Source organism: Kocuria oxytropis (genome assembly GCF_040981195.1).
GTDB classification, from domain to species: domain Bacteria; phylum Actinomycetota; class Actinomycetes; order Actinomycetales; family Micrococcaceae; genus Kocuria; species Kocuria oxytropis.
The window spans coordinates 68,695-94,527 of record NZ_JAVFXA010000007.1 but is presented as its reverse complement, the minus strand read 5'-3'; the positions used below and the strand labels follow the sequence as shown (position 1 = coordinate 94,527).

Genomic DNA, 25,833 nt, shown 5'->3' with positions numbered 1-25,833 from the left:
GGACCGACGACGGTTCCGGGCCGGCCGGTGCCGCCCGGGCCCGGCCTTGCCGTCGTCCGGGCAGCCGCGCTGCACAGGGTTCTCCACACGTTCGACGGTCGCCCGCGGCGGTCCTGCGACACCGCAGGACCGCCGCGGCGCGGTCGGACGGAGCGCCCGGCACGGTGTCCCCAGGACTCGTCCACACCTGTGGACAACTCTGTGCACAGGCATGGGGAGGCACGCCCCGGTCTTCCGGTGAAAAGCCCGGGGCGCATCAGTATGCTGAGGGGCGGACCGCTCCCGCCGACCGGCGGAGGGCGTGTCCCTGACCGTCCGAGGGCTCGTCGTCAAGGAGGATCTCGAGTTCGGAGACCGCCCCGCCCGGAGCGGACGACCGAAGGAGCAGTGTGCCGAACACCAGTACGCCCGGGATCCCGGGCCTGTCGCCGGAGAACCAGGCACGCGTGATCACCGCGTGCGTACGCCAGCAGGTGCACGAACGTCGCCCGGCCGAGCTGCCGGGCACGGGGTGGGCGGACTTCGACCGCCGGTTCGACGAGCACTTCCCCCGGCTGACGCTGCTCTTCGCCGAGATCTACGGCCACCGCGAGGACTTCCTGGACCAGCTCACCGCGCTCGGGCTGCAGCTGGCGAGCTCCTGGGCCGAGCGCCCCGACGACCTCAAGGCCCTGGACGCGCGGCGCGAGCAGGACCCGGCGTGGTTCGGCGCGCGGCAGATGCTCGGCGGGGTCTGCTACGTGGACCGGTACGCGGGCAACCTGCAGGGGATCCGGGAGCAGATCCCCTACTTCCGGGAGCTGGGCCTGACCTACCTCCACCTCATGCCCCTGTTCGAGGCCCCGGAGGGCAACTCGGACGGCGGCTACGCCGTGTCCTCGTACCGCCGCGTGGACCCGGCGCTCGGGACCATGGAGGAGCTCGCCGAGCTGAGCCGCGAGCTGCGCCGGCACGGGATCAGCCTGGTCCTCGACTTCGTCTTCAACCACACCTCCAACGAGCACGAGTGGGCGCGCCGGGCCGCCGCGGGGGAGCGGGAGTACGAGGACTACTACTGGATCTTCCCGGACCGCACCGTGCCGGAGCAGTTCGAGCGCACCACCCGGGAGATCTTTCCGGACGACCACCCCGGGTCCTTCACGCGCGTCCGGGCCACCGAGGAGGACCCGCGGTGGGTGTGGAGCACGTTCTACTCGTTCCAGTGGGACCTCAACTACACCAACCCCGCCGTGTTCCGGGCGATGGCCGCCGAGCTGCTGTTCCTCGCCGCCCAGGGTGTCGAGGTGCTGCGCATGGACGCCGTCGCGTTCATCTGGAAGCAGCTGGGCACCACGTGCGAGTCGCTGCCCCAGGCCCACGTGCTGCTGCGGGCCTACAACGCACTGTGCCGGATCGCGGCGCCCGCCGTGCTCTTCAAGTCCGAGGCGATCGTCCACCCGGACGAGGTCGCCCGGTACATCGAGCCGGGTCAGTGCCAGCTGTCCTACAACCCGCTCCAGATGGCCCTGACGTGGGAGGCGATGGCCACCCGGGAGCCGAAGCTGCTGGCACAGGCCCTCGCGGAGCGCCACGCCCTCCCGCCCGGCACGGCGTGGGTGGACTACGTGCGCGGGCACGACGACATCGGCTGGACGTTCTCGGACGAGGACGCCGCCCGGCTGGGCGTGCAGGGCCACGACCACCGCCGTTTCCTCAACGCCTTCTACACGGGGCGCCACCCCGGCAGCTTCGCGGACGGGGTGCCCTTCCAGGAGAACCCCCGCACGGGGGACTGCCGCGTGTGCGGCACCACGGCCTCGCTGCTGGGCCTGGCGGAGGACCCGGGGCCCGCGGTGGACCGGATCCTGCTCGCGCACTCCGTGGCCATGAGCACGGGCGGCGTCCCCCTGCTGTACCTGGGCGACGAGGTCGGCCAGCTCAACGACCCTGCCTGGGACGAGGACCCGGACCACGCCGGCGACGCGCGGTGGGTGCACCGCCCGCCGCGGCCCGTCCAGGACTACGAGCGCCGCCACGAGCTGTTCTCGGTCCAGGGCCGGATCTTCGGCGGCATCCGCCGGATGATCGAGCTGCGCCGGAGCGCCCCGGAGTTCGACGGCAACACGCTCGTCCCGTTCGACGCGCGCAACCCGCACGTGCTCGGCTACCAGCGGCCGGGGACCCACACCCTGGTGCTGTGCCTGGCCAACTTCTCCGACTGGTCCCAGTTCGTCACCGGGGAGACCCTCTCGGGCTTCCTGCCGCAGGCCACGGAGCTGCAGGGCGGCGGTGAACTGGACCTGCGCCACGGCCTGCTCCTGGACGCCCACGGATTCCTGTGGATCCGCGTGGTCCCGAAGGACTGAGCACGCCGTGAACGCGTGGCTCGTGCTGGTGCTCTCGGGCGTCCTCGAGGCGGTGTGGGCCTCCGCGCTCGCGGCCTCGGACGGCCTGCGCCGCCCCGTGCCGGCCGCGGTGTTCGTCGTGACGTCCGCCGTGAGTCTCGCCGGTCTGGCCTGGGCCATGGCCGAGCTGCCCACGGGCACGGCGTACGCGGTCTGGGTGGGCATCGGCGCGGCCCTGACCGTGGCGTGGTCCATGCTGACCGGCCGGGAGCCCGCCACGCCCCTCCGGGTCCTGCTGGTGCTCGGCATCGTCGGCTGCGTGATCGGGCTCAAGGTTGCCGGCTGAGCCCGGGGCGGCCGGGGCCGGGCGGGACCGGCGCGCCCGGGCCTGGGCCCTGCTCGTGCTCAGCGGGGTCCTGGAGGCCGTCTGGGCCACGGCGCTCGGCGCGTCCCAGGGCTTCTCCCGGGCGGGTCCCGCCGCGGTGTTCGCCGTGTTCCTGGTGCTGAGCATGCTCACCCTGGCCCGCGCCGCACGGGTGGTGCCCATGGGCACCGCGTACGCGGTGTGGACGGGCATCGGGGCCGTGCTCACGGTCGCCTGGGCGGCCGGCACGGGCCAGGAGGAGCTGTCCGGGACGAAGGCCTTCTTCCTGGCGGGGATCGTCGCCTGCGTCGTCGCCCTGCACGCGGCCGACCGCCCGCCCCGGGAGGAGGGCCGGTGATCCGGGGGAGCGGCCCCGGGGCGCACCTGATGCTCGTGCTCACCGCCACGATGGCGGTGGGACCGCTGCTGACCCACAGCCTCTCGGCGATGAGCCCTCTCGTGATCGAGGACCTGGAGCTCACGGAGGCCCAGTTCGGGCTGCTGGCCACCACCACCTTCTTCGTGGCCGCCCTCGCCGCGGTGCGCACGGGCCGCTGGGCGGACCGGCTGAGCGCCCGGGCCCTGCTCCTCGTGATGTTCGTCGGCGCCGCGCTGGCCATGCTGCTCACCGCCGCGGCACCGGGCTACGCCGTGCTGCTGCTGGCCATGGTGGTCTCGGGGCTCGGGCAGGTCATGGCGAACCCCGCGACCAACCGGCTCATCCGCCTCCACGTGCCCGCCGCGCGGCGCGCGAGCTGGCTCGGGGTCAAGCAGGCCGGCGTGCAGGCCTCGCAGCTCGTGGCGGGTCTGACCTTCCCCGCACTCGGGCTGCTGCTGGGCTGGCGCATCGCGGTCCTGGTGGCCGTGGGGGTGGTGCTGCTCCTGCTCGTGCACGGCTGGTGGACGGTCCCCGAGAACCATTCCGGGGCGCCGGCAGGGCGCGGGTCGCCGGGCCCGCACCCGACGGCGTCCGCGTCCGGGTCCGGCTCTCCGACGGCGTCCGCGTCCGGGTCCGGCTCTCCGACGGTGTCGCCGGCCGCGTCCGGGTCTCCGTCGGCGTCGCCGTCCGGTTCCGCGTCCGGGTCGGGGTTCCCGGCCGCGTCCGGGTTTCCGTCGGCGTCGCCGTCCGGTTCCGGGTCGGGGTCGGGCTCTCCGTCGGGGTTCCCGTCCGCGTCCGGGTCCCCGTCGGCGTTGCCGTCCGGTTCCGCATCCGGGTCCGGTTCCTCGACGGCCTCCGCGTCTCCGTCCCGGCGCGGGGCCCGGCGCGCGCGTGCGGCGGGCCGGCCGCCGATGCCCGGCGTCGTCCGCGCGTACGCCGCGGCCGCCGCGCTGACCGGCCTGGGAGCCCAGGCCGCCAACGTCTACCTGCCGCTCTACGCCCACCGGGAGCTGGACCTCGACGTCGTCGCGGCGGGGGCCACGGTGTCCGTGTCCGCGCTGGTGGGCATCGCCTCGCGCGTGCTCTGGGCACGCGTGATGGACCGGCCGGGCGCGGACGGCTTCGTCCTGCTCGCCGGCATGGCCCTGGGGGCGGCCGCGAGCGCCGTGCTGCTCGTCCTGGCCCCTCTGCACCCCGGACTCGCGTGGGCGGTGTGGCCGGCGGCCGTGCTGCACGGCGGCGCGGCCCTCGCGGTGAGCGTGGTGGTGATGTCCGGCGCGATGCGGGCCGTGCCCGCCGAGCGGGTGGGGGCCTCGACCGGCGTGGTGACCATGGGCCTGTACGGCGGGTTCTGCGCCGGTCCGCTCGTGCTGGGCGGTCTGCTCCAGCTCACGGGCTCGTTCGCCGTGGGCTGGACCGTGGTGCTCGCCTGCTACCTGGCATGTGGGGCGCTCGCGCTCGTCGTGCGCTCGCGCGCACGGTCCTGAACCGCAGCACGCGGCTGCACGTCCCCCCATCGGTGGCGCTCACTTCCGGCCGCGGGGCGGCGGCGTCCCCGTCCCGGTGGACCGGAAGCTGCTGTGCGACTCCGCGTGACGTCCGGATCCGGTCTTCTCAACAGCTTCTCCACAGGGGTTGTCCACAGCGTGGATAACTTCCATCGGTGGAATTACGCCGTCGTCCCCTGCGTCGACCCGCTCCTGACCTGCATCGGAGCCGTTCCACCGGAAACGGGCGTACACGTGTTCGAGCTGTGCACACGATCCTCCACACCTGTGGACAAGGTTCTCCACCCCCTGTGCACGCGGCGGGGCAGTGGCGCGGCAGCGCGGGCCTGGGGTAGTTCTGTGCACATGCGAATCACTGGTCTGCGGGTTCGGCGCCCCTGCGCGCCCAGCCCTCGCCCCGCGGGAGAGCGGGAGCCCCGATGCTGAAGGGCAGCACCACGTTCCGGATGGAGGACACCGTCGTGGTGGCCGCGGACCCGTGCCTGGTGGAGCGCTTCCTGCTCGATCCCGGCTGTCTGCGCCGCTGGAACCCGATCCCGGAGCGGAACTACCAGGTCAGCACCGCCGTGCTCCAGCTCGGCACGTCGATCGAGTCCACGGTCCGCGTGGGGCCCCTCCGCTTCGGCTTCGTCAACATCGTCTCCGAGCACGTCCCGGGCCGGCGGCTGGGGATGCGCACCACCCGCGGCCTGGTGGACCTGCTGGTGACCATCACGTGGGAGCAGGTCGAGGGCGGCACCCGCATCGAGAAGGTCGTGGACGGGCGGGTCACGGAGTCGAAGGTCTGGCTCTGGCGCCTGCTCGAGCCGGCCGCCCGCAGGAGCGCCCGGAACGCGCTCGAGACCCTCCGGCGGATGGTCGAGAGCGGCGACTACGAGTTCACGGTCCCGTCCCAGCTGACGGCCCACCCGCCCCGCTGCCCGCTGGAGAGCCCGCCCGACTTCTTCTGACCCGCCGTCCGGCCCGCCCGGCAGGGCACCGTACGCTGGTGGCGGAACCTCCTTGACCCCCGCTCGCGCGCGGGACGAGGGTGGAACCACACGACAGCAATCGAAAGGATTCTCCTGTGGCCGAGAAGTACACCCTTCCCGATCTCCCCTACGACTACGCGGCGCTCGAGCCCCACATCTCCGCGAAGATCATGGAGCTGCACCACGACAAGCACCACGCCACCTACGTGGCCGGGGCCAACACCGCCCTGGAGAAGATGGCCGAGGCCCGCGCGAACGGCGACGGCGCCGCCGCGGCCAAGCTGTCCAAGGACCTGCAGTTCAACCTGGGCGGTCACGTGAACCACTCGGTGTTCTGGCAGAACCTCTCCCCCGAGGGCGGCGACAAGCCCACCGGTGAGCTCGCCGCGGCGATCGACGACCACTTCGGGTCCTTCGACGCCTTCCGCGACCACTTCACCTCCGCCGCCACCACGATCCAGGGCTCCGGATGGGCGATCCTCGCCCTCGAGCCCGTCGGCGGCAACCTGGTCATCGAGCAGATGTACGACCAGCAGAACGGCGTGCCGGTCGCCACGATCCCGCTGCTGCAGCTGGACATGTGGGAGCACGCGTTCTACCTCGACTACCAGAACGTCAAGGCGGACTACGTCAAGGCCTTCTGGAACATCGTGAACTGGGCCGACGTCCAGGAGCGCTTCGAGAAGGCGCGCACCGGGGGCCGCTCCATCATCTGATCCCCGCCCGCACCGTCGGCGCCGCGGGCCCGACCCGCGGACAGAGCCCCCCGGACCGCACGGTCCGGGGGGCTCTGTGCCGTCCGCGTCCGTCCACCGCACGGTGTCGAGGGCGTCGTCCGCGCGGGGACAGGGGCTGCACCGTGGGGCACAATGGCGAGGACCCTGTCCGCACTCGATGACGAGAGCACGAGGAACGCCCATGAGCGACGAGAACCAGCCGTCCGGTCCCATCACGCACGAGGAGATCTTCCGCTCCCACGAGGGCGGCAAGCTCTCCGTGGTGTCGAAGTCCCCGCTGGCCACCCGCCGCGACCTGTCCATCGCCTACACCCCCGGGGTCGCGGAGGTGTCCCGGGCCGTGGCCGCCGATCCCGCCATGGCGAACTCCCACACCTGGGCCGGCCGGCTCGTGGCCGTGGTCTCGGACGGCTCCGCGGTGCTGGGGCTGGGCGACATCGGCCCGGCCGCGTCCCTGCCGGTCATGGAGGGCAAGGCCGCCCTGTTCAAGACCTTCGCGGACCTGGACTCGATCCCCATCGTGCTCGACACCCAGGACGTCGAGGAGATCGTGCGCACCGTGAAGCTGCTGCGCCCGAGCTTCGGGGCGGTGAACCTCGAGGACATCTCCGCCCCGCGCTGCTTCGAGATCGAGGCCCGGCTGATCGAGGAGCTGGACATCCCGGTGATGCACGACGACCAGCACGGCACCGCCGTCGTCGTCCTGGCCGCCCTGCTCAACGCCGCGACCCTGGTGGGCAAGGACCTGGCGGGCCTGAAGGTCGTGATCGCCGGGGCCGGGGCGGCCGGGATCGCGATCACCGAGATCCTGCTGGCCCAGGGCATCGAGGACGTGGTGCTGATGGACTCCCGCGGCATCGTCTCGCGCGAGCGCGACGACCTCAACGCGATCAAGGCCGGCTACGCCGCGCGCACCAACCCCCGCGGGCTGATCGGCGGACCCAAGGACGCCCTGGAGGGTGCCGAGGTGTTCGTGGGCGTCTCGGGGGCAAGATCCCCGAGGAGTTCCTGACCGAGCTGGCCGAGGACGCGATCGTGTTCGCCCTGGCCAACCCGGACCCGGAGATCATGCCGGACGTGGCCGCGAAGCACGCGACCGTGGTGGCCACGGGCCGGTCGGACTTCCCGAACCAGATCAACAACGTCCTGGCCTTCCCGGGGATCTTCCGCGGCGCCCTGGACGCCGGGGCGCGGCGGATCACCCCGGTGATGAAGCTGGCGGCCGCCCGAGCGATCGCGCAGATCGCGGCCGAGGACGGCCTGAGCGCCGAGCACATCGTGCCCTCGGCCCTGGACCCCCGGGTCGCCCCCGCTGTGGCCGAGGCCGTGGCGGCCTGCGTGCAGGAGACCACCGCCGTCTGACCGTTCCCGCCCGGCCGCCGTCGTCCGACCACGGCGGCGGACGACGGACGACGAAGGACGACGACGAAGGACGACGACGGACGACGACGGCGGACGACGACGACGGCGGACGACGACGGCCCGGGCGACCACGGAAGGGCGTGGTCACCCGGGCCGTCGTGGTCGGGAACCCTGGCGGGAACCCGGTGCGCTCAGGCGTAGAAGCGGTTGAGGAAGGTGGCGACCACGGCGGGCCGCTCCTCGCCCTCGATCTCGATCGTGCCGTCGGCCACCAGGTGCAGGCCGTTGCCCTTGACCTCCTGGACGTCGGTGATGGTCACGGTCATCCGGATCCGCGAGCCGACCGTGACGGGAGAGGTGAAGCGGACCTTGTCGAGCCCGTAGTTGACCTTGGTCTTCACGCCGGTGACGTCGAAGAGCTCGGACCACATCGGGATGAGCAGGGACAGGGTCAGGAAGCCGTGGGCGATGGGGGCGCCGAAGGGTCCCTCCTTCGCGCGCTCGGGGTCCACGTGGATCCACTGGTGGTCGTCGGTGGCGTCGGCGAACGTGTTCACCTGCTCCTGGGTGATCTCCCGCCAGGCGGAGTGGCCCAGGTTCTTCCCGACGAGGTCCTTGACCTCCTCGAAGCCGACGACGGTCTGGGGCTGGGTCTGTGCATCGGTCATGGTGTCCTCCGTGGTGGTGTCCGTGGTGGTGGGTGCCGGTCGGCTCAGGCGAAGGCGCTGCGGCCGGTGAGCGACCGGCCGACCACGAGCGCGTTGATCTCGTGGGTGCCCTCGTAGGAGTAGACGGCCTCGGCGTCGGCGTGGAAGCGGGCGACGTCGTGGGCCAGGGTGATGCCGTTGCCGCCGACGAGCTCGCGGGCCAGTGCGACGGTCTCGCGCATGTGCAGGCTGATCCACATCTTGGCCAGGGCGGAGTCCTCGTCCCGGTAGACGCCGTCCTGCTGCCGTTCGGCGAGACCGGCGACCATGCTCAGGGACGCGGTGACGTTGCCGAGCATCCGGGCCAGCTTCTCCTGGACGAGCTGGAAGCTGCCGATCGGGCGGCCGAACTGCTCGCGCTCGCGCACGTAGGCCAGCGCGGCCTCGTAGGCGCCGGCCTGGACGCCGGTGGCGATCCAGGCGACGTCGGAGCGCATGGCGCGCAGCATCGCGGCGACGTCCTTGAAGGAGTTCACGTTCCCCAGCCGCATCGGCTCGGGCACCCGTGCGCCGTCGAGGTGGATGTCGGCGTTCTGCATCATCCGCAGGGACGTCTTGCCGGTGATCTTCTCCAGCCGCACGCCCGGGGCCTGACGGTCCACCAGGAAGCCCTTGACCTGGCCGTCGGCCTCGTCGCGGGCGAACACGGCGAGCAGGTCGGCCGTGACCGCGCCGCCGATCCAGCGCTTGGCGCCGTGGAGCACCCACTCGTCGCCCTCGCGGCGGGCCGTGGTGGCCAGCCCGCCGGCGATGTCGGAGCCGTGCTCGGGCTCGGTCAGGCAGAACACGCCCGTCATCTCGAAGGACGTGATCCGCGGGTCCCACTGCGCGAACTGCTCGGGGGTGCCGCCCACGCGGCAGGCCGTGCGGAAGAGCCCGGCCTGGGCGGTGTAGAAGGTGGCGATCGAGGCGTCGGTGCGGGCGAGCTCGAAGATCCGGAAGCCGTGGTACAGGGACCGGGGCTGCGCACCGCCGGCGGTGAGCTCGGGCGGGGTCATGAGGTCGAGGGCGTGCAGGGAGGGGACGATCTGGTAGGGGAACTCCCCGGCCTCCCAGTACTCGGCCAGCAGCGGCCGGACCTCGTCCTCGAGCACCCGCCGCAGCCGGCGCAGAGGGGCCTTCTCGGCCTCGGTCAGCCGGTCCTCGACCCCGTACGGGTCGCAGTCCGGGTACAGCCGTCCGGTCGTGGCGGCCGCGCCCTCGGCGGCCGGCTCCGTGGGCGCGCTCATGCCCGCGGCCCGTCCAGGCCCAGCAGGCGCACGGCGTTGTCCTTGAGGATCTTGGGGCGGACCTCGTCGGTGAAGGACTGCTGCTCGAAGGCGCCGAGCCACTTCTGCGGGGTGATCAGCGGGTAGTCGGTGCCGAAGAGCACCTTGTCCTGCAGCATCCGGTTGGAGGCCTTGACGAGGGACTCGGGGAAGTACTTGGGCGACCACCCGGAGAGGTCGATCCACACGTTGGCCTTGTGGGTGGCGATGGAGTTGGCCTCCTCCTGCCACGGCACCGAGGGGTGGGCCATGATGACCTGCAGCTCGGGGAAGTCCGCGGCCACGGCGTCCAGCAGCAGCGGGTTGGAGTAGGCCAGCTTGATCCCGCCGCCCCCGGGCAGCCCGGCGCCCATGCCGTTCTGCCCGGTGTGGAACAGGGCGGGGACGCCCAGGTCCTGGATCGCCGCATACAGCGGATAGAAGCGCTCGTCGGAGGGGTCGAAGCCCTGCAGGGACGGGTGGAACTTGAAGCCCTTCACCCCGTGCTCCTCGACGAGCTTCTTCGCCCGCTCCACCGCAGCGGAGCCCTGCAGCGGGTCCACGGAGCCGAAGGGGATCAGCACGTCGTTGTTGCGGGCGGCGCCCTCGGCGATCTCCTCGATGGAGTTCGGCTCGTGGCCCAGCGCCGTGGTCGCGTCCACGGTGAAGACGACGGCGGCCATCCGCCACTGCCGGTAGCGCTCGGCGATGGTGTCCAGGGACGGGGAGCGGTCCTCGGCCTTGAAGTACTTCGCGGAGGCCTCGGTCAGGGCCGGGGGCAGGGACGGGTGCCCGTGGTCGGAGCACTCGATGTGCACGTGCATGTCGATCGCGTCCAGGGACGCGAGGTCGAGACCGTACTCGTAGCGCATGCCGGTGCCTCCTAGGACTGCTGGGTCGCGGACTCGGGCTTGAGCTCCTCCGGCAGCGGGGGCAGGGTCTCGCCGACCGGCTGCAGGCTGCCCTCGAGGATCGCGGGGAACTGCTCGCGCAGGGCCTCGAAGGTCCAGCCGCCGTCGCGGTACTCGGTGACCACGGGCGCGGGGTGGCTGAAGACCTGGAGGCGGTCGCCGCCGGCGCCGATGGCCTGGCCGGTGACCCCGGCGGCGTCGTCGGAGGCGAGCCAGGCGATCAGCCCGGCGACGTCGGCGGCGTTGCCGAAGCCGAGGTCCTTGCGGAAGAAGTCCGGCATGGGCTCGCCGCGGCGGTCGGCCTCGACGGCGGAGCGGAAGAACGGGATGGTCTCGGTCATGGCGGTGGCGGCCACGGGGATGACGGCGTTGGCGGTGACGCCGGCCTTCTTCATCTCCAGGGCCCAGGTGCGGACCATGCCCACGATGCCCGCCTTGGCGGCGGCGTAGTTGGTCTGGCCGAAGTTGCCGTACTGGCCGGTGGGGGAGCCGATGGTGATGATCCGCCCGGGCACCCCGTTCTCCTTGAAGTGCCGGTAGGCCTCGCGGGCGCAGGTGAAGGTGCCGCGCAGGTGCACCTGGATGACCAGGTCGAAGTCCTCGTCGGTCATCTTCAGCAGGGACTTGTCGCGCAGCACGCCCGCGTTGGCGACCAGGACGTCGAGGCGGCCGAAGGCCTCCACGGCGCCGTTGACGAGGGCGGTGGCGGTCTCGGTGGAGCCCACGGGCGCGACGACGGCCACGGCCTGCCCGCCGGCCTCGGTGATGGAGGCGACGGCCTTCTCGGCGATCGCCGCGTCGACGTCGTTGATCACCACGGCCGCGCCCTGGCGGGCGAGCTCCTGGGCGTAGGCCAGGCCCAGGCCCTGGCCGGAGCCGGTGACGACGGCGACCTTGCCGGCGAGGGGGGCGGTGCTCGGGGTGGTGGTGCTGTCCTGTGCCATGGGTCGGCTCCTTCGCTGACGGATCTTCGCTCGGGGAGCGGTGGGCGGGTGACGCCCGTCACTGCTCTGGGTTCGGGTCCATTCCACCGCTATTCGTTGAAAATGTCAATGGTTAAGAAACTCCATCTATGCTGGGTGCACGGATTCCGTAGACTGGGGTCCCCGGCCCCAGGAGGGACACCATGAGCACGCCCACCGACCCGTCCACCGGTCTCGAACGCCTCCTCGAGGCCGAGCTGACGGCGGAGCCGGTCTTCCTGATGGCCCGCGCGGCCTCGACGGGGTCCTCGGCGGCCAACAGGCGCCTGGCGGAGCTGGACCTGAAGGTGCGCCACTACTCGGTCCTGGCGCTCGCCTGCGGCGAGGAGCAGCTGACCCAGCGCGAGCTGAGCCAGTTCCTGGTGCTGGACCCCAGCCAGATCGTGGCCATTCTCGACGATCTGGAGCGGCGCGGTGCGGTGGAGCGCCGGACCGACCCGCGGGACCGCCGGTCGAAGATCATCGCGCCCACCGAGCCCGGCAGGGAGCTGTACGCGCGGGCCAGGGCCCTGGTGGAGACCTCCACCGCGGAGTCGCTGTCCCCGCTCTCCCCGGGGGAGCGGGAGGAGCTCTCCCGGCTGCTGCGGAAGGTGGCCTTCTGAGCACCGGTGCCACCGCAGGCACCGCGGCCCCCGCCTGACGTCAGGCGGGGGCCGCGGTGCGTGCGGTGGTGCGGGTCAGTGCTCGTGGGTCTCCAGGTCGAAGTCCTTGGACTCGCGGGTGAGCAGGATGAACACCGTGCTCACCACGGCCATGCCGGCCAGGTACCAGACCACCGGGGCGATGGACTGCCCGGAGGACGCGTAGATCGAGGCGAGGATCGACGGGGTGAAGCCGGCCCCGATCAGAGTGGCGAACTGGTAGCCGAGCGAGGCGCCGGTGTAGCGGGCGGACGTGCCGAACTGCTCGGAGATGAAGGCCGCCAGCGGTCCGTAGATCGCTGCGTGGCAGGCCAGTCCGATGGTGAAGGTCGCGAAGATCAGCAGCACGTTGCCGGTGGCCAGCCACGAGAACATCGGGAAGATCAGGGCGATGAACAGCACCAGCCCCACGACCATGACCGGGCGCCGGCCCAGCCGGTCGGACAGGCGTCCCATGCCGACCACGAAGAACACGCTGAGCACCGAGGCGAGGGCGAAGGCGTAGAGCACCGGCTGCCGGTCGGCGCCGCTCTGCACGGCGTAGGCGACCGCGAAGGTGGCGAGGAAGACCTGCAGGGCGAAGCCGGAGGCCCCCGCCAGCATCGTGTAGAGGAGCGCGCGGGGGCGCCGCAGCACCGCCACGAGGGGCACCGTGCGCTTGACGGCCGGTCCCTCGGCGGCCTCCTTGGCCAGGGCGGCCTGGAAGATCGGGCTCTCGGACACCTGGGCGCGCACGAAGACGCCCACGCCCAGCAGCAGCACGGAGAGCAGGAACGGGACGCGCCAGCCCCAGGCGAGGAACTGCTCCTCCGGCATGGCGGCGAACAGGCCCAGGACGAAGGTGCCCAGTGCGGCGCCGGTCGGGGCGCCGGCGTTGGTGAAGGAGGCGGCGAAGCCGCGCTTGCCCTTGGCGGAGTGCTCCAGGGCCATCAGGGCGGCTCCGCCCCACTCGCCGCCCACGGCGATGCCCTGGCACACCCGCAGGAGGATCAGGATGACCGCGCCCCAGGAGCCGATGACGGCGGCGCTGGGGATGAGGCCGATGAGCGTCGAGGCGATGCCCATGATCAGCATCGAGATGATGAGCATCTTCTTGCGGCCCAGGCGGTCGCCGAAGTGGCCGAAGATCGCCCCGCCGAGGGGCCGGGCCAGATAGCCCGCCGCGAAGGTGCCGTACGCCGCGATCGTGCCGGCCAGGGGGTCGAGGTCGGTGAAGAAGACGAAGGGGAAGACCAGAGCGGAGGCCGAGGCGTAGAGCAGGAAGTCGTAGAACTCGATGGTGGAGCCGAGGTAGCTCGAGAAGATGACCTTGCGCGCCTCTGTGTTCCGGGCGCGGGCGTCCAGGGACGCCAGGGTGTCCGGTGCTGCTGACATGGCGGTTCCTTGCTCTGGGGTGGAAAGAGTGGGTGCGGCACCGGTTCGGTCGCCGGTGCCGCGGAGGGGGCCGGCCGCGGCTCCCGGGGACCCGGGGCGCGTGTGGGCCGGCTCACAGTGGACCCATTGGAACAGCAATCAATTGAAAGTGTCAACCATTGAGGAAATTGTCCATCTGGGGCAGGAGCGGGGGATCCGAGTGCGCGGGGTCTGGACAACGTGATCCAGATCTCTCTACGCTGGGATCAAATAGTGGACTTTTTCAACTATTGCCTTTGCCGACTGCTTGAGGAGACGCTCGCATGCGAAATCAGGGACTGGGATCCTGGCTCGTCCGGAGGCTCGAGAAGTCCGGGCCCCGGACGGCGGTGGTCCACGGCGAGCGCACGCTGACCTACCGGGAGCTCCACGACCGGTCCCGGCGGCTGGCGACGGCCCTCTCCGGGCAGGGCGTGGGGCCCGGGGACCGGGTGGCCTTCCTCGGGGAGAACAGCCCGGCCTTCCTCGAGACGATGTTCGCGGCGGGGGCCCTGGGTGCGGTCCTCGTGCCCCTCAACACGCGCCTGGCGGTCCCGGAGATCCGCTACCAGCTCGAGGACGCGGGCGTCTCGGCGCTGATCCACGACGCGGCGCTGACGGGACTGGCCGGCCCGGCCGCCCGGGGGCTCACGGACGTCACCCGCTGGGTCGTGGGCGAGGAGGGTGCGGAGGGGATCACGGCTCTCGAGACGGTGATCGCGGGCGCCGAGCCCTGGACGGAGGACGTCCCGGTCGAGCTGGACGACCTCGCCGTGATCCTCTACACCTCCGGCACCACCGGCCGGCCCAAGGGGGCCTGCCTGACCCACGGCAACTTCACCTGGAACTGCGTCAACGTCCTGGTCGACTACGATGTGGCGGCCGACGACGTCTCGCTCATGATCTCTCCGATGTTCCACGTGGCCTCGCTCGGGATGGGGGTGCTGCCCACGCTGCTCAAGGGCGCCACGCTGGTGCTCGAGTCCAAGTTCGTGCCCGGGCGGGTGCTGGAGCTCATCGAGGCCCACCGCGTCACCTGGCTGTCGGGGGTGCCGACCACCTACCAGCTGCTGTGCGAGCACCCGGACTGGGACTCCACGGACCTCTCCTCCCTGCGCAAGCTCACCTGCGGCGGCTCCGCGGTGCCGATGCGGGTCCTGGAGGCCTATGAGGACCGGGGGCTGGCCTTCACGGCCAGCTACGGCATGACGGAGACCTCCCCGGGCGCCACCAACCTGCCGGCGGCGAAGTCCCGGGAGAAGGCGGGCTCCTCGGGGCTGCCGCACTTCTTCTCCGACGTGCGCATCGTGGATGCGGCGGGGGAGCCCGTGGGGCCGGGGGAGGCGGGGGAGATCCTGCTCTCGGGCCCCAATGTCATCCGGGAGTACTGGAACCGTCCCGACGCGGCCGACTCCTTCGACGGGGAGTGGTTCCACTCCGGGGACCTGGGCTACCTGGACGAGGACGGCTACCTGTTCGTCGCGGACCGGATCAAGGACATGATCATCTCCGGCGGGGAGAACATCTATCCGGCGGAGGTCGAGTCGGTCATCCTCGAGCTGCCGGAGGTGGCCGCCGTGGCGGTCATCGGCGTGCCCGACGAGAAGTGGGGTGAGGTGCCGCACGCCGTCGTCGTCCCCCGGGAGGGCCGGGAGGTCACCGCGCGCACCATCGAGGAGCACCTGGCCGGCCGCCTGGCCCGCTACAAGGTGCCCAAGACGCTGAGCGTGGTGGACGAGATGCCGCGGACCGCGTCCGGCAAGATCCGCAAGAACGTGCTGCGCGAGCAGGTCGCCGGCTGAGGCGCTGGGCGACCCGGCGTCGCGCGCTCCGGCCAGTCATGTGTCGCCGCAGGTCGGAGCAGGGTCACAGAACGGTCACGCGGCTGGATCCCCTCTCCCACCTGCATTAACGTTCGAAAAAACGACGCCGGGATCTCGTCCCCGGCGCCGGGGGACAGGGAGATGGGGAAGCACATGCACAAGCTCTTCGTGGTACTGGCGGCTCTCGCGGCGGCGGGGGTGTCGATCGGTCTGGTGGCACCGGCCTGGGCGACCACGCAGCTCCACGAGGACGGCACCGGGTTCGTGACCGGTTCCGACGTCATGACCGTGCTCGGCTGGGACGAGGCGACGCTGCAGGCCAATGCGGCCTCCCTCCGGTTCGTGGCCGAGACCACCTCGGTCACCACGATCTCGTGGGAGTGCGTCCGGTCGGGGACCGAGGAGGTCGTGGCACAGCGCACGGACCTGGTCGTCACCGAGACCCGCGGGATCGCGAGCTCCCCGCGTGCGCTGTGGCGGACGGTCGTCGGCTTCCGCCTGGAGGGCTTCGACGGCCGGGGCGCCTCGAGCGCCGTGCCGGACGGGCCCGCGCCCCACTCCTGCCCCGACCCCTCGTGGATCCTCGCGCCGGAGAGCTCCCGCTCCGTGGACACCCCGGGCGAACCTGTCCTGGCGGTCGTGCACGACGGGGTGCAGCACCCGGTCCCGGCCGGCTGACCGCGCTCAGCCGTGCGGCGCCACCAGGCGCTCGACGACGTCCCGGGTCGCCGCCACGATCCCGTCCACCTGCTCCGGGGTGATCTCCGCGGACAGCGTGAACCGGACCGCGGTGGTGGCGACCTCCGGCGGGAGGCCCATCGCGGTCAGCACGTGGGAGGGCTCGGTGTCCCCCGCCGAGCAGGCCGAGCCCGAGGAGACGAGCAGCCCGCGCGCCTCCAGGTCCACCAGCACCGTCTCGCCGTTGACGCCCGGGAAGCAGAATGAGGCGTTGCCGGGGAGCCGCGCCGCCGGCCGCTCCCGGGGGTCCGGGCCGGTCAGCACCGCCGAGGGGACCGCGGACAGGATCCCGTGGATCAGCCGGTCCCGCAGTTCAGCGAGCCGCCCGGACCGGTCCGGGCGCTCCTCCGCCGCGAGCCGCAGGGCCGTGGCGAAGCCGACCGCCCCGGCCACGTCCGAGGTCCCGGAGCGCCGGCCCCGCTCGTGCCCGCCGCCGCTCAGCAGCGGTCGCAACGGGGTCCCCCGGCGCAGGAAGAGCACGCCCACGCCCTTGGGGCCGCCGATCTTGTGCCCGGCGAGGCTCAGCGCCGCCACGTCGAGCGCTTGTACGTCCAGTTCCAGCGCCCCGGCCGCCTGGACCGCATCCGTATGGAACGGGACGTCCCGCGCCCGAGCCACCGCAGCCAGTTCGGCGATCGCCTGGACCGCACCCGTCTCGTTGTTCGCATGCATCACGGATACCACCGCGGTGCCCGCGCGAACAGCCCCCTCCAGGGCGGCGGGGTCCACGAGGCCCTCGGCGGACACGCCCAGCTCCGTGAGCTCGAACCCGTCCCAGCGGGCCAGGTCCCGGGCCGAGCCGAGCACGGCGTGGTGCTCGACCGCGCTCGTCACCACGTGCGTGCGCGCGGGGTCCCGGTCCCGGCGGCCCAGGGCGATGCCCTTGACGGCCAGGTTGTCCGCCTCGGTCCCGCCGGAGGTGAACACGATCTCGGCGGGCCGGCAGCCGAGCACCTGCGCCACCGTCCCGCGGGCCTGCTCGAGCCCGGCCAGCGCCCGCCGCCCGGTCTCGTGGTGGCTCGAGGCGTTGCCGAACTCCTGGGTGAGGTAGGGCCACATGGCCTCCAGGACCTCCCTGCGGAGCGGGGTGGTCGCGGCCGAGTCGAGGTACAGCACCGTCATCCCGTCCGGACGCCGAGCGCGATGTCGAGACCCAGGTCCAGGTTGCGGGCGGAGTGGGTGAGCGCGCCCACCGAGATCACGTCCACCCCGGTGGCGGCGATCTCCCCGACGGTCTCCAGGCTCACGCCGCCCGAGGCCTCGACGGTCGCCCGGTCGTCGATGATCGCCACGCCGGTCACGAGGTCGTCCACCGAGAAGTTGTCCAGCAGGATCGTGTCCGCGCCTCCGGCCAGCACCGCCTCGATCTGGTCGAGGCGGTCCACCTCCACCTCGAGGTGCACCGTGTGGGGGAGGCGACGGCGCAGCTGCCGGAGGGCGCCGGCCAGATCGGTGCCGTCGGCCGTGAGCAGGGCGAGGTGGTTGTCCTTGGCCATCACGGCGTCCGAGAGGGAGTGCCGGTGGTTGTGCCCGCCCCCGCTGAGCACGGCGTGCTTCTCGAGCGCCCGCAGCCCGGGGGTGGTCTTGCGCGTGTCGGCCACCCGGGTCCGGGTGATGGTGCCGGCGGGGAGGTTCGCGGCCTGCTCCACGCGGGCGACCGTCTCCTCGACGGCGGCGACGTAGCGGGCGGTCAGGGTGGCGATCCCGCACATCCGCTGGGTGAGGTTCAGGGCCACGCGCTCGCCGGTGAGCACGGCCCGGGCGGGACCGGTCACCACGGCCAGGGTGTCCCCGGGCCCGAAGCGGTCGCCGTCCGCGGAGACCAGCTCGACGGCCACGGCGGGGTCCGCGGCGGCGAACGTCGCGGCGAAGACCTGGCCGCCGGAGAAGACGCCGGCCTCGCGCGCCACGAGCTCGGCCCGGGCGGTGGCTCCGGCGGGGATGAGGTGCTCGGAGGTGATGTCGCCCCAGGGGGCGTCCTCGGCGAGCCCTCGCTCCACGACCTCGGTGATGGCGGCTCGGGTCAGCATGCGGGGATCCTCTCGGGGGTCTCGAATATGTCCTCAGCGACATGTTTACTGGTGAAGACAATGAGCGGGGCGCTGGACGCCGGGTCCAGGCGCCAGAACGTGCGCCGGGCGCGGGCGGGATCGGGGACGGGGAAGTCCTCCCGGAAGTGGGCCCCGCGGGACTCGGCGCGGTGCAGGGCGGCGGCGGCCACGGCGCGCCCCACGGTCAGCAGGTTCCGGTCCTCGACCGCACGGCGGGAGAGGCCGGAGGGCGGGCGGAAGGCGGCCAGCCGCCGGGCCAGCGCCTCGAGCCGCGCGCGGTCGCGCAGGACGCCGGCGCCGGTCCACATGGCCTGCTGGAACTGCGCGCGGTCGAACGGCACGGTGCTCTCCTGTGCCGGCAGGACCTCGGTCCGGCCGGGCAGGACGAGGCGGGCCGGGGCGTCGTCGCCGGCGCGGTCGGCCCGCGGCATGTCGGTCCCCGGCGTTCCGGCCCCCGCCGCGCCGGCGCGCAGAGTGCGAGCCCGCAGAATGTCGGCCCGCAGCGCGTCCGCCACCCGGGTCCCGAAGACCGCTCCCTCCAGCAGCGAGTTGGAGGCCAGCCGGTTGGCGCCGTGCACGCCCGTGGAGGCGCACTCGCCCACGGCGTACAGCCCCGGCAGGCTCGTGCGGCCGAGGCCGTCGGTGGCCACGCCGCCCATGAGGTAGTGGGCGGCCGGGGTGACCGGGACCGGCTCGCGGGACCAGTCGATCCCGTGCGCGCGCAGGGCGGCGTCGATGGTGGGGAAGCGCCGGGCGAGGAACTCGGCGGTCGTGCCGCTGCTGTGCGGACCGGGACCGGGCGGCGCCAGGCGGGTGCAGTCGAGCAGGACGGGCAGGCCGCCCTGGTCCAGGGAGCGCCGGACGTTCTCGCGGGCCACGACGTCCCGGGGTGCGAGCTCCGCGCGGGGGTGCACGTCCTGGAGGTAGCGCCGGCCCGTGGCGTCCCGCAGGACCGCGCCCTCGCCGCGGACGGCCTCGGAGACCAGGAAGCAGCCCGTGGCCGCCAGCGCCGTCGGGTGGAACTGCACGAACTCCAGGTCGGCCACGGCGGCGCCGGCGCGCAGGGCCGCCGCGACGCCGTCGCCGGTGGCCACGGCCGGGTTGGTGGTGTGCGGGTAGAGCTGACCGGCCCCGCCGGTGGCGAGCACCACGGCGTCGACGGACAGCCGGCGGAGCCGGTCGCCGTCACCTGTCAGCACGAGGGCGCCGGCGACCCGACCCCAGGGACCGAGCACGAGGTCGACCAGCATGGTGTGCCGGGAGATCCGCAGGTGCCCGGACGCCTCGGCCGCCAGCGCGGTGGCGAGGAGGGCGCGCTGGATCTCGTGGCCGGTCGCGTCGCCGCCGGCGTGCAGGATCCGGGGCACGGAGTGGGCGCCCTCGAGGCCCTCGAGCCAGGGAGAGTCCGCTCCGGCCTCGCGGTCGAAGCCGACGCCCCGCGCCACGAGCTCGTCGATCGCTGCGGCCGAGTCGCGCACGAGGGCGCGCACGGCGCCGTCGTCGCACGTCCCGGCTCCGGCGGCGAGGGTGTCCTGGACGTGCAGCTCCTCGGAGTCGTGCGGCTGGCCGGCCGGGAGCGCGGCCGTCATGGCGGCGATCCCGCCCTGGGCGCGGTCGGTGCTGGTCTCGTCGAGGGCGTCCTTGCTCAGCAGCGTGACGTCGAGCCCGTGGCGGATGGCGCCCAGGGCCGCGGTGAGACCGGCGATGCCGGTGCCCACCACGAGCACGCGCGGTGCCGGCTGCGTGCTCACCGCGGCAGCGCCGCCAGCATCCGCTCGAGCGCCACCTCGGCGTCCCGGGCGGTGTCGGGGTCCACGGTGATCCGGTTGATCACGCGGCCGGCCACGAGCTCCTCGAGCACCCACGCGAGGTAGCCGGGGTGGATCCGGTACATCGTGGAGCACGGGCAGATGACGGGGTCGAGGCAGAAGATCGTGTGCTCGGGGTGCTCGTCGGCGAGCCGGTTGACCATGTTGATCTCGGTGCCGATCGCGAAGGTGCTGCCGGGCTCGGCGGCCTCGACGGCCTTGCGGATGTGGTCGGTGGAGCCGTTCTCGTCGGCGGCGTCGACCACGGGCATGGGGCACTCGGGGTGCACGATCACCCGCACGCCGGGGTGCTCGGCGCGAGCCTTCTCGATCTGGGCCACCGTGAAGCGGCGGTGCACGGAGCAGAAGCCGTGCCACAGGACGACCTTGGCGTCCTGCAGGTCCTGCGCGGTGTTGCCGCCGAGGTCCTTGTGGGGGTTCCACATGGGCATCTGCTCGAGCGGGATCCCCATGGCCTTGGCGGTGTTGCGGCCCAGGTGCTGGTCGGGGAAGAACAGGACTCGCTGCCCGCGCTCGAACGCCCACTCCAGGACGGTCGCGGCGTTGGAGGAGGTGCACACGATGCCCCCGTGCCGGCCGCAGAAGGCCTTGAGCGCGGCGGAGGAGTTCATGTACGTCACGGGGATCACGGTCTGCCGGCCGTCCTCAGCGGTCTCCCCGAGGACGTCCATGAGCTGCTCCCACGCCTCCTCGACGGAGTCCTCGTCGGCCATGTCCGCCATGGAGCAGCCGGCGGCGAGGTTCGGCAGGATCACGGACTGGTGGTCGCCGGAGAGGATGTCGGCGGTCTCGGCCATGAAGTGCACGCCGCAGAAGACGATGGCCTCGGCCTCCGGCTTGGACTTCGCGGCGCGGGCCAGCTGGAAGGAGTCGCCCAGGAAGTCGGCGTGCTGGACGATCTCGTCCCGCTGGTAGAAGTGGCCGAGCACCACCACGCGCTCGCCCAGGGCCTGCTTGGCGGCGGTGATCCGCCGCTCCAGCTCCTCGGCGGAGGCGCGCTGGTACTCCTCCGGGATCACGGGCTGGGCGGGGGAGCCGGCGGGCACCACGTCGGCCTCGGAGGCGCCGGGGCCGTAGCCGGCGGCCACCGGGGGCGCGAAGTCCCACGGGCTCGCCGCGAGGTCGGTGCTGCAGGTGCTGGTGGCCGGGGCGGTGCCCGGCAGCTCGGCCGGCTTCTCGGCCAGCAGGTCGATGCGGGTGGCGACAGAGGTCATGTCTGCTCCTGGGTGGTGCGGCCGGCCGGGGCGCGGTCGGCGAGGTCGAGGTCGGTGTTGTAGCGGTAGAGCCGGGGCGGGCGGTGCCGGGTGCCCTCCAGGCGGGTGCCGGTGTCGAGGACGGCGCCGGACGCGAGCACCTGGCGCCGGAAGTTGGCCGGGTCCAGGGGGGCACCGAGGATCGCCTCGTGCACCTCGCGCAGGGCGGCGAGGGTGAAGGTCTCGCCGAGGAAGGAGTGCGCCACGCGGCTGTAGGTGATCTTGTTGCGCAGGCGGTAGAGGGCGTAGTCCACGATGTCGCTGTGGTCGAAGGCGAGGGGCGGCAGCTCGGTGGTGCGCATCCACGTGACGTTGAGGTCGGCGTGCAGGTCGGAGGCCTGATCGGCGCGGATGGAGGCCCAGTAGACGATCGAGACGACGCGTTCCTCGGCATTGGCGGAGCGGGTGAGCCCGCCGAAGGCATAGAGCTGTTCGAGGTATCCGGGCTGCAGTCCGGTGGTGAGCTGCAGCGAGCGGGCGGCGGAGGACTCGAGGTCCTCGTGGGGCTGCAGCGGTCCGCCGGGCAGGGCCCACATGCCGCGGAAGGGATCGCGGATCCGGCGGACGAGAGGGAGCCAGAGCTCCTTGCGGCCGTCGGGGCCGGTGTCCCGGGCGGCGAAGATGACGGTCGACACGGCGAGCGCCACGTCCTGTCCGGTCATCGTCACCTCCCTCGGCGTCCAGTTCTTCAGGTTGAAGTGACTATAACACCGTTCGGGTCATCATGACATTAACGAAGTCGTGACCACGTTGCCGCTGACCAGGCCCCATGAAAACGCGGCTTTCCGCGGATCCACAGGGGTTGTCCCCGCGTGACGCTCCGCGCTTACCATCTGACCCATCCAGCCGGCCCGTCCGGCCGTGGCAGAGCGAATCGGGGAACTTCATGGTCCGGTCCAACCCAGTCGGCGCGGTGGGCGGAGGCCTCGTCCTGGCGGCGCTGCTCCTCACGGGGTGCGCCCCCGGCGACGACGGCGCCGCGGCGTCACCTTCCGGCGCCACGACCTCGGCGACGTCGACATCGACGACGCCGGCGACCTCGGCCGAGCCGGCTCCGGACGTCACTCCCGCCGACTACGTGCCGGCCTCCCTCGACGGTCCCGCCCAGAACGTGCCGAAGCCTGTCATGCCGGCCCTGGCGAAGGAGGAGTCCCGGGAGGGGGCGCAGGCGTTCCTCGACTACTGGTCCGACGCAAAGTGGTACGCCTACCAGACGGGCGATACGTCATATGCGCGGGAGATCATAAGCCCACACTGCGAAGTATGCATGGGTGAGTTGGATGAAATTGAAAAGCTTTATGATGCGGGGGCTTGGGCAGTTGGCAGTCGAGAATCTATCTCTCTTCGTGACAACGAATTTGTAAGAGCTGTTGATGGGATCTACAAGCCAGTTGTTACCTCAACTTACGAGGGAATCCAAATAATTGACTCCCGGGAATTGGTCCATGCGGAAAATCCCGACGGAAGTTCAAGCGATAGCTTTCTCGTTTACATGGACTATGCTGCCGGAGATTGGGTTTACATCACCGCTGCTCCGCTCCCGGGATCGGAGCAGCGGTGAGCTTGCGGAGGTCAATCGCAGTTTCGATTATTGCGCAAGCACTGATATTGCCGGCATTCACTTCAGCTGCCGCAAATTCCAATAGCGATGACTTTGATCCGACCAAACTCGGGGGAGGGCTCGAGAGGGAGAGGCGGGTGAGCGCAGGGGCGCCATCGTCAGCTTACGCAAAGGGAAATAAAATCCAATTAAAAGCTGAGCGTAGGAATACAGCTATTCCTATCCCTGGCTCAATGAGTGCGCCGCCGGGGGTGGATGCTGCAGTCCCAACCGACTACGACCCGGACGAGGACCCCGTCTTCCAGAAGGCCCTCCGCCAGTACCTGGACGACCAGGGCATCGACCGGCCGTTCAACCCGGACGCGATCGCGCGGTCGAAGTCGCAGACCTTCGGCCTGCAGAACCCCTGCACCAACCGGACCGGCGGCGCGCTGGAGGACTGTCTGGCCGAGCGGGAGTGCACCACGGCCGACGGCGGTGAGGGCGCCTACCTCAACGTCGTCGTGCGGCAGGGGGAGGGCCCCAGCACGCCCTGGGGCGAGCCGATGTGCGTGGCGGTCGCCGAGGCAGAGGGCGGCGAGGAGGTCGTGGAGCTGCCGACCTTCACCCTGCAGGACTTCAAAACGCTCGCCGTCGCGCCCGCGGCGAGCGCGGTCCAGCCCGCGCCCGACACGCTGCGGGGCATGCACACCAATGTCTGGGCGGACGCCAGGCCCCAGCAGTTCAGCACCGAGCTGGGTGGGTTCCCCGTGCAGGTGCGCGCCGTCCCGGTCCAGTACGCGTGGAACTACGGCGACGGGACCGGGCTCGGGCCCACCGAACTCAGCGGCGCCCCGCTCGAGGAGGGGGCGTGGGACGTGCCGACCGACACCAGCCACGTCTACACCGAGACCGGCGACTACGCCGTCTCGCTCACCACCTGGTTCGCCGGTGAGTACTCCGTCGCGGGTGGTCCGTGGCTGCCCGTCGCGGGGCTCAACGACGTGGCGAGCGCGCCCGTGCCCATCAGCGTCTGGCGCGCCACGGTGCGCAACTACGCGGACGACTGCCTCGAGAACCCGCGGGGCGCGGGCTGCTGATCCTCGCTGAGGCCGGTACGTCGTCGGATCCTGGTGGGATGATCGATGCACAACGGTCTTCCCGGTCCGTGGAGGTCCGGTCGGCGGTCCTGCCGGTGCTTCCGCGCCGGACGACGAGAGGGGCGGAACTGTGACGATCTCCGGTCCGTGGGTGCTCCACTTCAGCTGGGGCTGCACCGACGACTACGGCCGGGTGGGCCTGGTGTTCACCCCGGACGGCACGTTCTCGGGCGGTGGCTTCTCCGGCGACTGGCGGCAGCAGGACGGCACGCTGCTGCTCCGGTTCGCCGACGGCCCCGCGCAGTACGGCGGCACGGTGACCGGCAGCGCCGGGGCGGGGGCGATGTCCTCCTTCGACGGCTCGCCGGGCGGCTGCTGGTACCTGGTCAGGCAGGGGGCGGCCGGTGGGGCGGACACGGCGGACAGCAGCGCCGGGCAGCCGGCGGACGCGGCGGGGCGGAAGCCGGACGCGGCGGGCAGATCGCCCGGTGAGCTCGATGCCGTGGGCACGTCCTCCGGTGAGCTGGACGCCGCGGGGAACCGGATCCCGGGCGCAGAGGAGGGAAGGTCATGACCGCGGAGCACGGACACGGACGCGGGCAGGGTCACGGACCGTTCTGCGGGGTGATCCCGCCGTACGTGCACGAGCAGATGGCGGTGCGCGGGGACGAGCGGACCCGGCGGAACGCCCTGGCCGCTCTCGCCGTGGACACCACGGTCCGGGCGGAGCGCCTGATCACGGAGCCGGCCACCCGGTCCGTCGCGCCGCGGACGACCACCGGCAAGGAGCGCAGGGTGCACTCGGCCGGCAACACCGGTGAGCTCCCCGGCACGCTCGTGCGCTCCGAGGGAGACCCCGCCAGCGACGATCCCGCCGTGGACGAGGCCTACGACGGGCTGGGGTCCACGTTCGACCTCATGCGGGACGTCTTCGGGCGCAACTCCCTCGACGACGCCGGCATGCCCCTGCTCGGCACGGTGCACTACCAGGACCGGTACAACAACGCGGCCTGGGACGGCCGGCAGATGATCTTCGGGGACGGTGACGGCCAGTACTTCAACCGTTTCACCGCCGCCGTGGACGTCATCGGGCACGAGCTGGCGCACGGGATCACCACGAACGAGTCCGACCTCCTGTACATGTACCAGTCCGGGGCGCTTAACGAGCACTTCTCGGACGTGATCGGGGCCATGGTCAAGCAGTACGTCGCCGAACCGCAGCAGACGGCGGCGGACGCCGACTGGGTCATCGGCGCCGGTCTCTTCACGAGCGCCGTCGACGGCGTCGGCCTCCGGTCGATGAAGGCACCCGGCACCGCGTTCGACGACGCCCTGCTCGGCAAGGACCCCCAGCCGGACCACATGTCCCGCTTCGTGCACACCCTGGACGACAACGGCGGGGTGCACATCAACTCGGGCATCCCGAACCGGGCCTTCTGCCTCGCAGCCATCGCACTCGGCGGTTTCAGCTGGGACAGGGCCGGGCGGATCTGGTACGCCGCGATGCGGGATCCCGCGCTGCGGCGACAGCGCTGGACCGCGCAGTTCAAGGACTTCGCGGGCCTCACCCTCCAGCACGCCGCCGCCCTGTACGGGCCCGCGGAGCAGGCCGTGGTGGCGGACGCGTGGCAGCAGGTGGGGGTCGCGCCCGAGGCGGCCCGGGCCGCGGTCGTGCCCGCGGACGACTGGGTGCTCCACTACAGCTGGGGCTGCACGGACTCCTTCGCGCGGGCGGCCCTGACGTTCCACGACGACGGGACGTTCACCGGCGAGCTGTCCGGCCGGTGGCACCAGCAGGACGGCACCCTGCTCCTGTCCTTCGACGCCGGCGCGGCCTGGTACGCGGGCACCCTCGTGGGCGACGTGGCCACGGGTGCCATGTCCACCTTCGAGGGGGCGGACGGGTGCTGGCGCCTGACCAGGAAGGGCGCCACGGGTATAGTCGGGAACTGATTCCGCACCGGCCCCGCCGG

The 25,833-nt window shown here is 72.0% G+C and carries 23 protein-coding genes and 1 pseudogene; 14 read left to right on the top strand and 10 right to left on the bottom strand.

Annotated elements, in window-relative coordinates; translation table 11 throughout:
• Nucleotides 1-389 precede the first annotated feature (389 nt).
• The 7 genes and pseudogenes from QYM41_RS09055 to QYM41_RS09025 all read left to right on the top strand — a co-directional run bounded on the left by QYM41_RS09055 (nucleotide 390) and on the right by QYM41_RS09025 (nucleotide 7,645).
• Nucleotides 390-2,345, top strand: a complete 1,956-nt coding sequence (locus QYM41_RS09055) for an alpha-amylase family protein (RefSeq protein ID WP_438612571.1) — start codon at nucleotides 390-392, stop codon at nucleotides 2,343-2,345.
• Nucleotides 2,346-2,352: 7 nt separating this feature from the next.
• Nucleotides 2,353-2,670, top strand: coding sequence for a DMT family transporter (locus tag QYM41_RS09050; protein WP_368799418.1), 318 nt, complete (start codon nucleotides 2,353-2,355; stop codon nucleotides 2,668-2,670).
• The gene (locus QYM41_RS09045) at nucleotides 2,660-3,046 is read left to right on the top strand and encodes a DMT family transporter (RefSeq protein WP_368799417.1); all 387 of its coding nucleotides are present in this window, start codon (nucleotides 2,660-2,662) and stop codon (nucleotides 3,044-3,046) included. Before QYM41_RS09050 ends, QYM41_RS09045 begins: the two co-directional genes overlap by 11 nt.
• Nucleotides 3,043-4,554, top strand: a complete 1,512-nt coding sequence (locus tag QYM41_RS09040; protein WP_368799416.1) for an MFS transporter — start codon at nucleotides 3,043-3,045, stop codon at nucleotides 4,552-4,554. The genes QYM41_RS09045 and QYM41_RS09040 overlap by 4 nt, the downstream gene beginning before the upstream one ends.
• Before the next feature lie 440 nt (nucleotides 4,555-4,994).
• Complete coding sequence (locus tag QYM41_RS09035; protein WP_368799415.1) at nucleotides 4,995-5,525, top strand: SRPBCC family protein; 531 nt, start codon at nucleotides 4,995-4,997, stop codon at nucleotides 5,523-5,525.
• A 116-nt stretch (nucleotides 5,526-5,641) separates the two neighbouring features.
• On the top strand, nucleotides 5,642-6,262 hold the full coding sequence (locus QYM41_RS09030) for a superoxide dismutase (protein ID WP_368799414.1): 621 nt from the start codon (nucleotides 5,642-5,644) through the stop codon (nucleotides 6,260-6,262).
• Between the two features lie 202 nt (nucleotides 6,263-6,464).
• Nucleotides 6,465-7,645 (top strand): annotated as a pseudogene (locus QYM41_RS09025) (NAD(P)-dependent malic enzyme).
• A 191-nt stretch (nucleotides 7,646-7,836) separates the two neighbouring features.
• Here QYM41_RS09025 and QYM41_RS09020 read toward each other — a convergent pair.
• Genes QYM41_RS09020 through QYM41_RS09005 form a run of 4 tightly spaced genes read right to left on the bottom strand, consistent with a single transcriptional unit; the run spans nucleotide 7,837 to nucleotide 11,454 of the window.
• Nucleotides 7,837-8,313: a MaoC family dehydratase gene (locus QYM41_RS09020; protein ID WP_368799413.1), complete on the bottom strand. Its 477-nt coding sequence runs from the start codon at nucleotides 8,311-8,313 to the stop codon at nucleotides 7,837-7,839.
• 44 nt (nucleotides 8,314-8,357) lie between these two features.
• Nucleotides 8,358-9,581, bottom strand: a complete 1,224-nt coding sequence (locus QYM41_RS09015; protein WP_368799412.1) for an acyl-CoA dehydrogenase family protein — start codon at nucleotides 9,579-9,581, stop codon at nucleotides 8,358-8,360.
• On the bottom strand, nucleotides 9,578-10,471 hold the full coding sequence (locus QYM41_RS09010; protein WP_368799411.1) for an amidohydrolase family protein: 894 nt from the start codon (nucleotides 10,469-10,471) through the stop codon (nucleotides 9,578-9,580). Before QYM41_RS09010 ends, QYM41_RS09015 begins: the two co-directional genes overlap by 4 nt.
• Nucleotides 10,472-10,482: 11 nt before the next feature.
• Nucleotides 10,483-11,454: an SDR family NAD(P)-dependent oxidoreductase gene (locus QYM41_RS09005; RefSeq protein WP_368799410.1), complete on the bottom strand. Its 972-nt coding sequence runs from the start codon at nucleotides 11,452-11,454 to the stop codon at nucleotides 10,483-10,485.
• A 182-nt stretch (nucleotides 11,455-11,636) separates the two neighbouring features.
• Here QYM41_RS09005 and QYM41_RS09000 point away from each other — a divergent pair, with 182 nt between their 5' ends.
• Nucleotides 11,637-12,095: a MarR family winged helix-turn-helix transcriptional regulator gene (locus QYM41_RS09000; RefSeq protein WP_368799409.1), complete on the top strand. Its 459-nt coding sequence runs from the start codon at nucleotides 11,637-11,639 to the stop codon at nucleotides 12,093-12,095.
• Between the two features lie 75 nt (nucleotides 12,096-12,170).
• Here the strand turns inward: QYM41_RS09000 and QYM41_RS08995 are convergent, their stop codons facing one another.
• On the bottom strand, nucleotides 12,171-13,508 hold the full coding sequence (locus QYM41_RS08995; RefSeq protein ID WP_368799408.1) for an MFS transporter: 1,338 nt from the start codon (nucleotides 13,506-13,508) through the stop codon (nucleotides 12,171-12,173).
• A 302-nt stretch (nucleotides 13,509-13,810) separates the two neighbouring features.
• Here QYM41_RS08995 and menE point away from each other — a divergent pair, with 302 nt between their 5' ends.
• Both menE and QYM41_RS08985 read left to right on the top strand, forming a co-directional pair.
• On the top strand, nucleotides 13,811-15,328 hold the full coding sequence (menE, locus tag QYM41_RS08990; RefSeq protein ID WP_368799407.1) for an o-succinylbenzoate--CoA ligase: 1,518 nt from the start codon (nucleotides 13,811-13,813) through the stop codon (nucleotides 15,326-15,328).
• A gap of 162 nt (nucleotides 15,329-15,490) precedes the next feature.
• Nucleotides 15,491-16,027: a hypothetical protein gene (locus QYM41_RS08985; protein WP_368799406.1), complete on the top strand. Its 537-nt coding sequence runs from the start codon at nucleotides 15,491-15,493 to the stop codon at nucleotides 16,025-16,027.
• Between the two features lie 6 nt (nucleotides 16,028-16,033).
• On the opposite strand, the gene QYM41_RS08980 is transcribed toward QYM41_RS08985, so the two are convergent.
• Genes QYM41_RS08980 through QYM41_RS08960 form a run of 5 tightly spaced genes read right to left on the bottom strand, consistent with a single transcriptional unit; the run spans nucleotide 16,034 to nucleotide 21,882 of the window.
• On the bottom strand, nucleotides 16,034-17,209 hold the full coding sequence (locus tag QYM41_RS08980; protein WP_438612570.1) for a cysteine desulfurase family protein: 1,176 nt from the start codon (nucleotides 17,207-17,209) through the stop codon (nucleotides 16,034-16,036).
• Nucleotides 17,206-18,117 carry a carboxylating nicotinate-nucleotide diphosphorylase gene (gene nadC, locus QYM41_RS08975; protein WP_368799405.1) on the bottom strand — a complete coding sequence of 304 codons (912 nt, stop codon included), beginning with the start codon at nucleotides 18,115-18,117 and terminating at the stop codon, nucleotides 17,206-17,208. Before nadC ends, QYM41_RS08980 begins: the two co-directional genes overlap by 4 nt.
• Nucleotides 18,111-19,889, bottom strand: coding sequence for an L-aspartate oxidase (locus QYM41_RS08970; RefSeq protein ID WP_368799404.1), 1,779 nt, complete (start codon nucleotides 19,887-19,889; stop codon nucleotides 18,111-18,113). Before QYM41_RS08970 ends, nadC begins: the two co-directional genes overlap by 7 nt.
• Nucleotides 19,886-21,181: a quinolinate synthase NadA gene (nadA, locus tag QYM41_RS08965; RefSeq protein ID WP_368799403.1), complete on the bottom strand. Its 1,296-nt coding sequence runs from the start codon at nucleotides 21,179-21,181 to the stop codon at nucleotides 19,886-19,888. Before nadA ends, QYM41_RS08970 begins: the two co-directional genes overlap by 4 nt.
• Nucleotides 21,178-21,882 carry an NUDIX hydrolase gene (locus QYM41_RS08960; RefSeq protein ID WP_368799402.1) on the bottom strand — a complete coding sequence of 235 codons (705 nt, stop codon included), beginning with the start codon at nucleotides 21,880-21,882 and terminating at the stop codon, nucleotides 21,178-21,180. Before QYM41_RS08960 ends, nadA begins: the two co-directional genes overlap by 4 nt.
• A 224-nt stretch (nucleotides 21,883-22,106) precedes the next feature.
• On the opposite strand from QYM41_RS08960, the gene QYM41_RS08955 reads away from it, so the two are divergent.
• The 4 genes from QYM41_RS08955 (at nucleotide 22,107) to QYM41_RS08940 (ending at nucleotide 25,813) form a co-directional block, all read left to right on the top strand.
• Nucleotides 22,107-22,781, top strand: coding sequence for a DUF6318 family protein (locus QYM41_RS08955; protein WP_368799401.1), 675 nt, complete (start codon nucleotides 22,107-22,109; stop codon nucleotides 22,779-22,781).
• 251 nt (nucleotides 22,782-23,032) lie between these two features.
• Nucleotides 23,033-23,860, top strand: a complete 828-nt coding sequence (locus tag QYM41_RS08950; RefSeq protein ID WP_368799400.1) for a PKD domain-containing protein — start codon at nucleotides 23,033-23,035, stop codon at nucleotides 23,858-23,860.
• 130 nt (nucleotides 23,861-23,990) lie between these two features.
• Nucleotides 23,991-24,434 (top strand): hypothetical protein, encoded by a 444-nt coding sequence (locus QYM41_RS08945; protein WP_368799399.1) that lies wholly within the window; start codon nucleotides 23,991-23,993, stop codon nucleotides 24,432-24,434.
• Entirely contained in the window at nucleotides 24,431-25,813 is a 1,383-nt protein-coding gene (locus QYM41_RS08940; protein WP_368799398.1) for a M4 family metallopeptidase, read from the top strand. The genes QYM41_RS08945 and QYM41_RS08940 overlap by 4 nt, the downstream gene beginning before the upstream one ends.
• Nucleotides 25,814-25,833 lie beyond the last annotated feature (20 nt).